This is a genomic window from Stenotrophomonas sp. LST15-1-1.1, assembly GCF_040815575.1.
In the GTDB taxonomy this organism is placed as follows: Bacteria; Pseudomonadota; Gammaproteobacteria; order Xanthomonadales; family Xanthomonadaceae; genus Stenotrophomonas; species Stenotrophomonas lactitubi_B.
In genome coordinates, this window is the sequence record NZ_JBFPNJ010000003.1 from 11,576 (window position 1) to 23,939 (window position 12,364).

General features: G+C 67.4%; 10 protein-coding genes. 8 read left to right on the forward strand and 2 right to left on the reverse strand.

Annotated elements, in window-relative coordinates:
* Positions 1–49: 49 nt before the first annotated feature.
* The 4 genes from mrcB (at position 50) to tsaB (ending at position 6,370) form a co-directional block, all read left to right on the forward strand.
* Positions 50–2,488 carry a penicillin-binding protein 1B gene (mrcB, locus tag MRBLST15_RS07115; RefSeq protein ID WP_265954477.1) on the forward strand — a complete coding sequence of 813 codons (2,439 nt, stop codon included), beginning with the start codon at positions 50–52 and terminating at the stop codon, positions 2,486–2,488.
* Positions 2,485–3,021: a hypothetical protein gene (locus MRBLST15_RS07120; protein ID WP_265954475.1), complete on the forward strand. Its 537-nt coding sequence runs from the start codon at positions 2,485–2,487 to the stop codon at positions 3,019–3,021. Before mrcB ends, MRBLST15_RS07120 begins: the two co-directional genes overlap by 4 nt.
* A gap of 577 nt (positions 3,022–3,598) precedes the next feature.
* Positions 3,599–5,647 (forward strand): ATP-dependent DNA helicase, encoded by a 2,049-nt coding sequence (locus tag MRBLST15_RS07125; protein ID WP_367785570.1) that lies wholly within the window; start codon positions 3,599–3,601, stop codon positions 5,645–5,647.
* A gap of 9 nt (positions 5,648–5,656) precedes the next feature.
* Complete coding sequence (gene tsaB, locus MRBLST15_RS07130; RefSeq protein ID WP_367785571.1) at positions 5,657–6,370, forward strand: tRNA (adenosine(37)-N6)-threonylcarbamoyltransferase complex dimerization subunit type 1 TsaB; 714 nt, start codon at positions 5,657–5,659, stop codon at positions 6,368–6,370.
* A 509-nt stretch (positions 6,371–6,879) separates the two neighbouring features.
* On the opposite strand, the gene MRBLST15_RS07135 is transcribed toward tsaB, so the two are convergent.
* Together MRBLST15_RS07135 and gshB are read right to left on the reverse strand one after the other, a co-directional pair.
* A complete protein-coding gene (locus MRBLST15_RS07135) occupies positions 6,880–7,764 on the reverse strand; it encodes an energy transducer TonB family protein (RefSeq protein WP_205406159.1) in 885 nt (294 codons plus the stop codon).
* Positions 7,764–8,711 (reverse strand): glutathione synthase, encoded by a 948-nt coding sequence (gene gshB / locus MRBLST15_RS07140; RefSeq protein ID WP_265953444.1) that lies wholly within the window; start codon positions 8,709–8,711, stop codon positions 7,764–7,766. The genes MRBLST15_RS07135 and gshB overlap by 1 nt, the downstream gene beginning before the upstream one ends.
* A gap of 240 nt (positions 8,712–8,951) precedes the next feature.
* On the opposite strand from gshB, the gene pilG reads away from it, so the two are divergent.
* Genes pilG through MRBLST15_RS07160 form a run of 4 tightly spaced genes read left to right on the forward strand, consistent with a single transcriptional unit; the run spans position 8,952 to position 12,342 of the window.
* Entirely contained in the window at positions 8,952–9,353 is a 402-nt protein-coding gene (gene pilG / locus MRBLST15_RS07145) for a twitching motility response regulator PilG (protein ID WP_005418455.1), read from the forward strand.
* 18 nt (positions 9,354–9,371) lie between these two features.
* Complete coding sequence (locus MRBLST15_RS07150) at positions 9,372–9,734, forward strand: response regulator (RefSeq protein ID WP_025877749.1); 363 nt, start codon at positions 9,372–9,374, stop codon at positions 9,732–9,734.
* The gene (locus MRBLST15_RS07155; protein ID WP_025877750.1) at positions 9,734–10,264 is read left to right on the forward strand and encodes a chemotaxis protein CheW; all 531 of its coding nucleotides are present in this window, start codon (positions 9,734–9,736) and stop codon (positions 10,262–10,264) included. Before MRBLST15_RS07150 ends, MRBLST15_RS07155 begins: the two co-directional genes overlap by 1 nt.
* Before the next feature lie 41 nt (positions 10,265–10,305).
* The gene (locus MRBLST15_RS07160) at positions 10,306–12,342 is read left to right on the forward strand and encodes a methyl-accepting chemotaxis protein (protein WP_367785572.1); all 2,037 of its coding nucleotides are present in this window, start codon (positions 10,306–10,308) and stop codon (positions 12,340–12,342) included.
* The last annotated feature ends 22 nt before the right edge of the window (positions 12,343–12,364 follow it).

Sequence of the window (12,364 nt, forward strand, 5' to 3'; positions counted from 1 at the left end):
GCCGCAGTGGCTGGGGTAGACTCGCCAGACCCTACATTGTCGCATTCCCGTGCCCCGACGCTACGATTCAGACGATATCGACGATTTCGACGACGACCAGCAGGACACCGGTCCGCTCTGGCGCCGCCGGCTGATCACCTGGAGCATGGCGGCGGTCGCGTTGGGATTGGGTTTCCTGATCCCCTATACGCTGTACCTGAACCAACAGGTGACACAACGCTTCGGTGAACTGCGCTGGCAGATCCCGACGCGCGTCTATGCACGCCCGCTGGTGCTGTTGCCCGGCAAGGCGATGGATGCGGCAACCCTGAAGACCGAACTGGCCGCCTCGGCCTATCGCGATGATGGCCAGGGCAAGGAACCGGCAACCTATGCGGTGCAGGGTGGGCGTTTCGTCATCTCCAGCCGCGGCTACAACGACGTCGATGGCCAGGTCGCACCGCGTCGGGTCGAGCTGTCGCTGTCCGGCGGCAGCATCGCCTCGCTGCGCGACGCCGACAGCCGCAAGGCGCTGAAGGCGGCCCGCATGGATCCTGCGCGCATCGCCACGCTGTATGGCCAGAAGCAGGAAGAGCGCCGCCTGATCCGCATGAACGAGGCCCCGGACCTGTTGGTCACTGGCCTGCAGGCGGTCGAGGACAAGGACTTCAACCGCCATCACGGCATCGATCTGTCCGGTATCGCGCGCGCGGTCTGGGTGACCGTCCGCTCCGGTGGGCAGAGCCGGCAGGGCGCTTCGACCCTGACCCAGCAGCTGGCCCGCAGTGGCCTGCTGGGCATCGGCAAGGAACAGACGGTCACCCGCAAATTCAACGAAGTGCTGTACGCGTTGATCATGGAAGCGCGCTATGACAAGCGCACCATCTTCGAGGCGTACCTCAACCAGGTGTATCTGGGCCAGCGCGGCAGCCAGGCGATCCACGGCATGTCCTCCGGCGCCGAGTTCTGGTTCGGCCGTGATCTCTCCTCTCTGGAAACCGAGCAGATAGCGCTGTTGATCGGCCTGGTCAAGGGGCCGTCCTACTACGACCCGCGGCGCAATCCGGAGCGCGCGCTGGACCGTCGCAACTTCGTGCTGGGCAAGCTGCACGAGGCGACCCTGATCGACGATGCCGAGTACCAGCGGGCGTTGAAGGCGCCGCTGGGCGTGCCCAAGACCCCGGGCCTGGTGGCAGCCAACCGCTTCCCCGCCTACGTTGACCTGGTGCGTCGCCAGCTTGGCCACGACTATCCGGAATCTGCGTTGCAGGGCGCCGGCCTGAGCGTGATGAGCGGCATGTCGCCGTCCGCGCAGGCGTATGCCGAAGGCGCGGTCACGCGCACCATCAAGTCGCTGGAAAGCAAGCGTCGCCCCGAGCTGCAGGCCGGCCTGGTGATGACCGACGTGCACAACGGTGACGTGGTGGCGGTGATCGGCAGCCGCGAAGTGTCCGAGGTCGGCTTCAACCGCGCCATCGAGGCGCAGCGCCCGGTTGGCTCGCTGCTCAAGCCCTTCGTGTACCTGCTGGCACTCGCGCAGCCGGACCGCTATTCGCTGGCCAGCTGGGTCGACGATTCGCCGGTGACCGTGCAGCTCAGCCGCGGCCGCAACTGGAATCCCGGCAATGCGGACAATCGCAGCCATGGCACCGTGCGCCTGATCGACGCGCTGGCCCATTCCTACAACCAGGCCACGGTCCGCGTGGGCATGCAGGTTGGCCCGGAGCGGGTGACCCAGCTGATCCACGTGCTGGCCGGCATCAAGGCCGAGGCAAACCCGGCGGTGATCCTCGGTTCGACCGACCAGAGCCCGTACGCGATGGCGCAGCTGTACCAGTTCCTGGCATCAGGTGGCGAGATCCAGCCGCTGCACGCGGTGCGTGGTGTCCTTGATCCGCAGGGCAAGCTGCTCAAGCGCTACGACAAGACCCCCGCACCGGCACAGGAAGGCGACTCGATTGCCGCCAACCTGATCAGCATCGGTCTGCAGCAGGTGGTGGCCAGTGGTACCGCGCAGCGCTTGAATGCTGATGGCCTCGGCCGCCTGCAGCCGGCCGGCAAGACCGGCACCACCAACGATGGCCGCGACAGCTGGTATGCCGGTTACACCGGCGACCATCTGGCGGTGATCTGGATGGGCAACGACCAGAATGAACAGGCCGGCCTGTATGGCGCCACTGGGGCGATGCGGGTCTGGTCAGGCATCTTCCAGCGCCTGCCGACGGCGCCGTTGAAGGTCAGCAACAAGGGCCTCGACTGGCAACCGGTTGCAGCGACCGGTACCAACAGTACCGATGAAGGCTGCCCGGGCGCGCGGCGATTCCCGTTCGTGGTGGGCTACGCGCCTGCTTACGAGCCGTGTGCACCGGCCGCCGTGCCGGACGCGCAGGGTGGTGCCGAAGGCGAGGGCGGCGGCTGGCGCAGCTGGTTCGGCCTCGACCGTAAACCGGAACCCGCCGCTGAACCTGCCGCAGCACCCGCTGCAGCGACTCCTCCTCCAAGCCGATGATGCCGATGACTATCCGTTCGCTGTTCCAGCCCCTGGTCCTGAGTGGCCTCAGCCTGGCCTTGGCGGCCTGCGTGAGCAGCGCGCCGCAGGTGGTCAAGCCGGTGGACACCACCACGCCTGCACAGCGACTGGCAGCGGTGGAAGCCGCCGCCGGTCCGGATGACAAGGAACTGTCGGTGCAGCCGCTGCGCGATTCGCAGGTGGAGGATCTGCGGCAGACGGCGCTGACCCAGCGCCAGGCCAATGATCTGGTCGGCGCGGCCGGCAGCCTGGACCAGGCGTTGCAGATCGTGGCCGGCGACCCGTCGGTATTGCAGGAACGCGCGGAACTGGCGCTGCTGCAGGGCCAGTGGGCGGAGGCGGAAACATTCGCACGCAAGGCTGTGGACCTGGGTTCGAAGACGGGGCCGTTGTGCCGCCGGCACTGGGCGACGATCGAGCAGGCGCGCCTGGCGCGGGGCGAGAAGGAGAATGCGGTGTCCGCGCACGCGCAGATCGAAGGTTGCACGGTGCCGGGGATCAAGCGGTACTAGGTTTCCAGCCAACGGCGCAGCCCCTCGTGGCTGGCTGTTTGGCCGCCGAAAGCAAAAGCTGCGCTTGGCCGGGCGGGGTGGGTTCGCGGGGGACGCCGTGAACCCGTCCTTGGGGGCTTGGCCGCGGCATCCATGCCGCGGACACCCCCGCAAACCCACCCCGCCCGACCTCAGACAGTTTCCGTGTGCGGCCAGCCACGGAGAGGAAAATCAAAATCAAACGCGGGTCGCGCGCTGCGCGCGCTCGCTGAGGGGTCGGAACCGTTTTCCAAAGGAAAACGGCTCCGACCCCTTCTACATTTTCCGTCAAACCAACCGCTTCCGCTCTGCCTTTGCATTCCGTCACCGGGAAACTGTCGAGGGTGGGGCGGGCAGGGCAGGCAGGACCGTTGGCGCCATGGATGGCGCCATCGAGCCCCCAGGGATGGGTTCACGGCGTGTCCTGCCTGCCCTGTCCGACCCACCTCGGCACGTAGCAACCCAGAGCCATGAACAAGCGCTGTTGCCGTTGCTTTTGCCTGTGCTCTGGCCTGAAACGGGTGCCGGGCAGCGCCCGGCCGGGTATCCTTTCCACCTGATGTCCGACCTTGTCCATGCCAGCCGCGAAGCCCTCAGCGAAGGCGGCGCGCTCGCCTCCCATCTGGATGCATTCGTCCCGCGTCCCGCGCAGCTGCGCCTGACCGAGGCCATTGCCGCGTCGATGCAGCAGCGCGACCTGCTGCTAGCCGAAGCCGGTACCGGCACCGGCAAGACCTTTGCCTATCTGGTGCCGGTACTGCTGTCCGGAATGCGCACCATCATTTCCACCGGCACCCGCGCGCTGCAGGACCAGCTCTACCACCGTGATCTGCCGCGCGTGCGCCAGGCGCTGGGCGTCGGCCTGCGCAGTGCGTTGCTGAAGGGACGCAGCAACTACCTGTGCCGCTATCGCCTGCAGCAGGCACGCGGTGAACCGCGCTTTTCCAGCCCCGAGCAGGCGGCACAGTTCCAGCGCATCCTGGCCTGGTCCGGGCGCTCGGAATCGGGCGATATCGCCGAGCTCGATGGTCTGGCCGATGACTCTCCGCTGCTGCCGATGGTCACCTCCACCGTCGACAACTGCCTGGGCAATGAGTGTCCCTTCTGGGATGACTGTTTCGTCGTGCGTGCCCGCCAGCGTGCGCAGGCCGCCGATCTGGTCGTGGTCAACCACCATCTGCTGCTGGCCGATCTCGCGCTCAAGCAGGAGGGCTTCGGTGAGCTGCTGCCCGGTGCGCAGGCCTTCGTCATCGACGAGGCCCATCAGTTGCCTGAGCTGGCCGCGCAGTTCTTCGGCGAGGGCTTCGGCATGCGCCCCTGGCAGGAGCTGGGCCGTGACTGTCTGGCTGAAGCGCGCGGCGTGGGTGGCGCGCAGTCGGCATTGCAGGAGCCGGTCGATCATCTGCAGCAGGCCTTGTCTGCGCTGCGTGCTGCAATGGAGGGGCTGCCCGCGCGCGGTACGCAGTGGCGGGCGTTGGCGATGCCGCAGGTGCGCGAAGGCTTCGATGCGGTGATGTCCAGCCTGGTGGTGCTGGAGCAGGCACTGCAGCCCTTGCGCGAAGCCGCTGCTGGCCTGGATGCCTGCCATGCGCGCGCACGTGAGGCGATTTCGCGGCTGGGCCGTTGGCTGGGCGATGAAGAGCCTGCGCTCGACTTCGATGCCGATCCTGCAGAAGCACCCGCCAGCGGCGGTGACGTGCTCTGGTACGAGCTGACCCCGCGCGGTTTCCGTTGCCAGCGCACGCCGATGGATGTGTCCGCGCCGCTGCGCGAACATCGCGAGCGCAGTCATGCCGCCTGGATTTTCACCTCGGCCACGCTGACCGTTGGCGGCGGCTTCGAGCACATCGCTACGCGCCTGGGCCTGGATGATCCGCAGACGCTGGTGCAGCCCAGCCCGTTCAACTGGCCCGAGCAGGCACTGTGCTACCTGCCTGAAGGTCTGCCCGATCCGGCCGCGCGCGGTTTCGGAACCGCACTGATCCAGGTGCTGCGCCCGGTGCTGCAGGCGTCGCAGGGCAGGGCGTTCCTGTTGTTCGCTTCGCATCGTGCGCTGCGCGAGGCGGCCGAGGCGTTGCGTGATGGCCCCTGGCCGCTGTTCGTACAGGGCGAAGCGCCGCGCGCGACCCTGCTGCAGCGTTTCCGTGAATCCGGCAATGGCGTGCTGCTGGGCTCGGCCAGCTTCCGTGAAGGCGTGGATGTGGTTGGCGAGGCCTTGAGCGTGGTGGTGATCGACAAGCTGCCTTTCGCTACGCCCGATGACCCGGTGTATGAAGCGCGGCTGGAAGCAATCCGTACCCAGGGCGGCAATCCGTTCCGCGACGAGCAGTTGCCACAGGCGGTCATTGCCCTGAAGCAGGGAGTAGGCCGACTGATCCGCAGCGAGACCGACCGGGGTGTGCTGGTACTGTGCGACCCGCGCCTGCTCAACCGTGGCTATGGCAAGGTCTTCCTGCAGTCGCTGCCGCCGTTCCGGCGAACCCGGGCACTGGCCGATGTGCAGGCCTTCTTTGCGCCACAATGGGCCCCCGTGGCAGATGCCGCAGCCGCGACCGCCGCCGTGGCGGGCCCGGAGCCGGCCCCCGGTGCCACGTTCCCCCTGTTCTGACCCGATCCGATGAAACTGCTCGCCTTTGAAACCGCCACCGAAGCCTGTTCCGTAGCCCTGCATGTTGATGGGCAGGTACTGGAGCGCTTCGAGATCGCCCCCCGCCGGCACGCCGAACTGAGCCTGCCGTGGGCGGAGGAACTGCTCGCCGAAGCCGGCATCAGCCGCCGCCAGTTGGACGGCATCGCGCTCAGCCGCGGTCCCGGTGCGTTCACCGGTGTGCGCCTGGCGATCGCCTTGGCACAGGGCATCGCGCTGGCGCTGGATCGCCCATTGCTGCCGGTGTCGACGCTGCAGGTGCTGGCATTGCGCGCACCGGTGGAAGAGAAGCAGATCCTGTCGGCGATCGATGCGCGGATGGGCGAGTTGTACGTGGCACGCTTTGAACGCGTGGATGGACTGCCGGTGGCGCGTGATGCCGAGCGCGTGTGCGTGCCAACGGCGGTGTCGTTGCCGGAAGACGCATCCGTCTACGGGGTCGGCACCGGTTTTGCCGCGGCGGAGGGCGCGCTGGTCGCGCAGCTGGGTCCGGGTCTGCGCCGCTTCGATGCGACGGCGCTGCCGCATGCAGCGGATGTGCTGGCACTGGCGGTGCCGGCGTTCGCACGTGGCGAAGGCATTGCGCCGGAGAAGGTCGAGCCGGCGTACCTGCGCGACAACGTGGCGCTGACGCTGGTCGAGCAGCAGGCTGCGCGGGACGCGAAGGCGAAAGCCAACGGCTGAGCCCCTCGTGGCGTGTCGATGAAAGCAGAAGCCGTGGATTGGCCGGGCGGGTGGGCTGCGCAGGGTACGCTGCAAGTACGTCCATGTAAGCTCGGTCGCCGCATCCATGCGGCTCACGCCCCTGCGCAGCCCACCCGCCCGGCCACGGACAGTTTCCGTGCGCGTCCGCCACGGAAATTCAAAAAAATCAAAGTCAAAAGCCGGTCGCTTCGCTCGCATCCACGCATGGCGTGGATCTACTGTGCAGGCATGGCGTGGATGCATCGTGTCGACCAAGGTCGACAGCTACCAACAGCAAAGATGCGCCGCGATCTGTCAGGGGTGGGGCGGTGTGGGGTGGCGGGGTATCCGCGGCATGGATGCCGCGGCTAAGCCTGCAGGGATGTACTTGCGGCGTCCCCGCCGCCCGACACCGCCCCGCCAGACTTCAGTACACCGACCGCCGCTCTTGATCTTGCAGTTGCAGTTGCTTCCAGCGGGTCCCGGGCCGCAGGCCCGGGCAGAAACCCTTACCGGTCGTCGCGCAGTTCGCCACCCGGCAGGAACACCCATGTGCGCGTGACCTGCAGGATGTCGATCTGATCGTCGCTGTCGGGCAACGGTGGGAACGGCTGCGCCAGCTGGATCACCCGCAGCGCCGCCTCATCCAGCAGGGGCGTGCCGCTGGAGCGCAGGATGCGGCTGCTTTCCACGCTGCCATCGCGGCGCACCCCCACGCTGATCACCACCTGCCCACCCAGCCGGCGCTGCCGCGCTTCGTCGGGGTAGTTCAGGTTGCCGACCTGCTCTGCGCGGTCCACCCACGCGCGCAGGTAATTGGCATAGGCGTATTCGCGTGTACTGGCCGAAACGAATTTCCGGTTCGGGCGCTTGGCGTACTGCGCCGAACGCAGGTGTACTTCCGCTGCCAACCGCGCCATCTCGGCATCGCGCTGTTCGCGGGCGGTCAGTGGTGCATCCGGCGTGGGCTGCAACGGGGTAGGGCGCGACTGCGCCAGGGCCACCGTGTCCTCGCCATTGCGGCTGCTGACCACCCGCGCCTGCGGCGGCGGCACCGGTGCTGCCGACTGTTGCTGCTGCGGTACCGGGCTGATGCCGGACTGTGCCTGCGGCACGATGCCGGCCTGGTTGTCGCGTGGGCGCTGCGCACGATCATGCTCGCCACCGCCTTCCTGGCTGGCGGCGGCCAGGAAATCCGCCTGCTTCGGGGTCAGCGCGGTACGGGTCTGGCTGAAGATCACTTCCAGCGTCGGTACCAGCGGCGCATCGCCTTTCACGGCAAAGCCGACCCCGAGGATCAGCAGGGCGTGCACCAGCACCGACAGGGCGATGGTGGCGCCCAGCCGCTGCGCTTCGCGCGGCGGCGGGGCGAGGACGGCAGGTGCGGCGTCCATCAGGGCAGATCGGCCTCGATCGCGTCGAACAGGGTGCCGGCGATGTTCAGGCCGTACTGCGCGTCCAGTTCGCGCACGCAGGTCGGACTGGTCACGTTGACCTCGGTCAGGTAGTCACCGATGACGTCCAGACCGACGAAGCGCATGCCACGGCGCTTCATCTCCGGGCCGACCTGCGCGGCGATCCAGCGGTCGCGTTCGCTCAGCGGACGGCCTTCGCCACGGCCACCGGCGGCCAGGTTGCCGCGGAACTCATCGCCCTGCGGAATGCGCGCCAGGCAGTAGTCGACCGGCTCGCCATCGACCAGCAGGATGCGCTTGTCGCCGGCGGTGATGTCGGGGATGAACTTTTGCGCCAGGGCCAGCTTGCGGCCGCCGTCGGTCAGCGTTTCCAGGATCACGTTCAGGTTGGGGTCGCCCTGGCCGCTGCGGAAGATCGAGCGCCCGCCCATGCCATCCAGCGGCTTCAGCACGGCCTGGCCGTGTTCCAGCGCGAAGGCCTTCAGCGCCTTGGCATCGCGGCTGACCAGGGTGGGCGGGCAGCACTGCGGGAACAGCAGCGCGGCCAGCTTCTCGTTGTAGTCGCGCAGGCCCTGCGGGTTGTTGACCACGCAGGCGCCGGCGGCGGCGGCGACATCCAGCACCTGGGTGTCGTAGACGTACTCGGCGTCGACCGGTGGGTCCTTCCGCATCAGCACGATCTGGCCGGGACCGAATTCAGTCCGGCTGAATGCGCCCAGCTCGTACCAGCCGGCCGGGTCGTCGCGCACCTGCAGGGGGGCGGTCCAGGCCACGGCCACCCCGCCTTCCAGCGCCAACCCGCCCGGGCGCACGTAGTGCAGGGCGTGGCCGCGCCGCTGGGCTTCCAGCAGCATGGCGAACGTGGTGTCCTTGGCGATCTTGATGTGGGCGATGGGATCCATCACCACGATGACGTTCAACGGCATGGGCGCACCTGTCAGGCAAGGCGTTGATGGTAGCGGCAACGCCGGCTGCGCGCCTCCCCGGCAATATGCAACGCAGCGTCCCTTGCCCGGCTGCGCAGTGATTGCCAATCCGGTCACGTTCAGCCCGGCGCCACGCCCCGCGCCACGGACCGCCCTTGAAGCGGGCGCGGGAAGTGCGATATAGATACGCTTTCGCAGCGGCTCCCGCCAAAGATTGGGCCGTGCGCTTGGGGAATGGCAATGACTGAAAACACGACTGCGGGCGGGGAGCTCGCAGGACTCCGGGTGATGGTCATCGATGACTCGAAGACCATCCGCAGGACTGCGGAAACGCTACTGAAGCGCGAAGGCTGCGAAGTAGTGACCGCGACGGACGGTTTCGAGGCCTTGGCCAAGATTGCCGACCAGCAGCCGCAGATCATCTTCGTCGACATCATGATGCCGCGCCTGGATGGCTACCAGACCTGCGCACTGATCAAGGGCAACCAGCTGTTCAAGGCGACCCCGGTGATCATGCTGTCATCCAAGGATGGTCTGTTCGACAAGGCGCGGGGGCGCATCGTCGGCTCGGAGCAGTACCTGACCAAGCCATTCACGCGCGAAGAACTGCTGGGTGCCATCCGCACGTACGTCAACGCCTGACCAGGGGGGAAAGGCACAATGGCTCGTATCGTCCTGATCGAGGATTCACCGACCGACCGCGCGGTGTTCACCCAATGGCTGCGCCGTGCCGGCCATGAGGTGCTGGAAGCGGACAATGCCGAAGATGGCCTGCAGCTGGTCCGTGACCAGGTGCCGCAGCTGGTCCTGATGGACGTGGTGCTGCCGGGCATGAGCGGTTTCCAGGCGACCCGGGCGATGGCCCGCGACGCCGCGATCAAGCACATCCCGGTCATCATCGTCAGCACCAAGGCGATGGAAACCGACAAGGCCTGGGGGCTGCGCCAGGGCGCCGCCGACTACATCGTCAAGCCGCCGCGCGAGGAAGAACTCATCGCGCGGATCAACGAGCTGGTGGCCTGATGCGCTCGCCCTTCGACATTCTTGAAGCCTACGAACGGCGCAGCCTGGCCCACGCGGTGCAGCTGCCCGGGCGGCAGTTCGCCCAGGACCTGTGGCGTGGCGTCGGTTTCCGAGTCGGCCAGCGCCGGCTGGTGTCCGATTTCCGCGAAGTGGTGGAGATCGTGCCGATGCCGCCGGTGACCCCGGTGCCCTGCGCGCAGCCGTGGCTGCTGGGCGTGGGCAACCTGCGCGGCAACCTGTTCCCGGTGGTCGACCTGAAATATTTCCTGGAAGGTGCGCGCACCGTCCAGCAGGAAGGCCAGCGCGTGCTGATCATGCGCCAGGCCGGTGGCGACGTCGCCCTGACCATCGACGAACTGTTCGGCCAGCGCAGTTTCGAGCTGACCCAGCAGATCGAGGCCGGTTCACTGGCCGAAGGACGCTACGGGCACTTCGTCGATCGCGCATTCCATGCCGATGGCAACGACTGGGGCGTGTTCTCGCTCTCGCTGCTGTCGCGCACCCCTGAATTCCGGCAAGCCGCGGCCTGAGGCCGGGCATCGCCCCCTGCATTGAAAATCGAGGTTGAACGATGAGTACTGCTTCGGATGCCACCAAGTCCGGCAAGCTGCGGCTGGGCGGCAGCAACCTCTGGCTGGCGCTGCTGGCCCTGTCGATGATCCTGTTCGGTGTGAACACCGGTGTGTCCACCTGGCAGGGCAGCCGCTTGGCCGATGCCGGTTCCAAGGCAGCGGACCTGCAGGTGCTGTCGCAGCAGCTGGCCAACCAGGGCCGTGACGCGGTCGGCGGCAACGCGCAGGCCTTCACCGCCTTCAAGGCCACCCGCAACGCGATCGAGCAGAACGTATCGACCCTGCAGGGTCGCTACGGCAACGAGCCTGGCGTGTCGCGGGCGATCTCGACGCTGGCCGAGACCTGGACGCCGCTGGGCAAGCAGGCAGGCCAGCTGGTCGCCAGTGAGCCGGCAGTGCTGGCCCTGGCCGGCAACGCCAACAACTTCTCCGGTGCGGTGCCGGGCCTGCAGGCCCAGTTGAACGAACTGGTGCGTGCGATGTCCGCCTCCGGCGCCCCGTCGTCGCAGGTCTACAGTGCCCTGCAGCAGGTGGTGGTGGCCGGTTCAATGGCCCGTCGCGTGACTGAAATCCGTGCCGGCGGCACGGCCGCGGCTGCGGCCGGTGACGCGCTGGCCCGCGACATCACCGTGTTCTCGCAGGTGCTCGATGCGCTGCGCAATGGCAACGAGGATCTGGGCATCACCGCCGTGCGCGGCGCTGCCGCCGTTGCCGCTCTGGAGCAGTCGCAGCAGAAGTGGGAGGCGATGAAGCAGGACGCCGACGCGATCCTGGCCAGCTCGCGCCAGCTGTTCGCCGCGCAGTCCGCTGCCGCCACGCTGGGCCAGGGCTCGGCGAAGATGCTGACCGACAGCCGCAAGCTGTTCGAAGCGTTCTCCTCGTTCGGCTCGGTGTCCGACACCCGCCTGTTCCCCAATTTCTGGATCGGCGTGGTATCTGGCGCACTGTCGCTGATCGCGATCATCGGCTTTGTCTCCACCAACGTGCGCAGCCGCTCGCGCGAGCAGGAACTGCGCTACCAGACCCAGGTGGAGTTCAACAGCCGCAACCAGCAGGCGATCATGCGGCTGCTGGATGAAATCTCCTCGCTCGGTGAGGGCGACCTGACCGTGAAAGCCTCGGTGACCGAGGACATGACCGGCGCGATCGCGGACGCCATCAACTACGCGGTGGATGAACTGCGCCACCTGGTGACCACCATCAACGACACCTCGGCCAAGGTCGCGCTGTCGACCCAGGAAACGCAGGCAACGGCGATGCAGCTGGCCGAAGCGGCCGGCCACCAGGCCAACCAGATCACCTCGGCGTCGGACCGGATCGGCGAAATCGCCGCCAGCATCGAGCAGGTATCGCGCAACTCGGCCGAGTCGGCCGACGTGGCACAGCGTTCGGTGGTGATCGCCGCCGAGGGTGCCGGCGTGGTCCGCGAGACCATCCAGGGCATGGACCAGATCCGCGACCAGATCCAGGAAACCTCCAAGCGCATCAAGCGACTGGGCGAATCCTCGCAGGAGATCGGTTCGATCGTGGAACTGATCAACGACATTTCCGAGCAGACCAACATCCTGGCATTGAACGCGGCCGTGCAGGCGGCTTCGGCCGGTGAAGCCGGTCGTGGTTTTGCGGTCGTGGCCGACGAAGTGCAGCGACTGGCAGAGCGCACCTCCGGTGCGACCCGACGCATCGAGAACCTGGTGCAGGCCATCCAGGCCGATACCAACGAAGCGGTCACCTCGATGGAACAGACCACCGCCGAAGTGGTGTCCGGCGCGCGCCTGGCCGAGGACGCCGGTACCGCACTGACCGAGATCGAGCGCGTGTCCAACGCACTCAACACCCTCATCAAGAACATCTCCATCGCCGCCCAGCAGCAGTCGTCGGCGGCGTCGGACATCACCCGCACGATGGGCGTGATCCGCCAGATCACCGGCCAGACCTCGCAGGGTGCCGGGCAGACCGCCGAGTCGATCGGCCACCTGGCGCAGCTCGCAGCCGACCTGCGTCGTTCGGTCGCCGACTTCAAGCTGCCGGCGTGACACGGGCAGGGCGGCGAGCAAG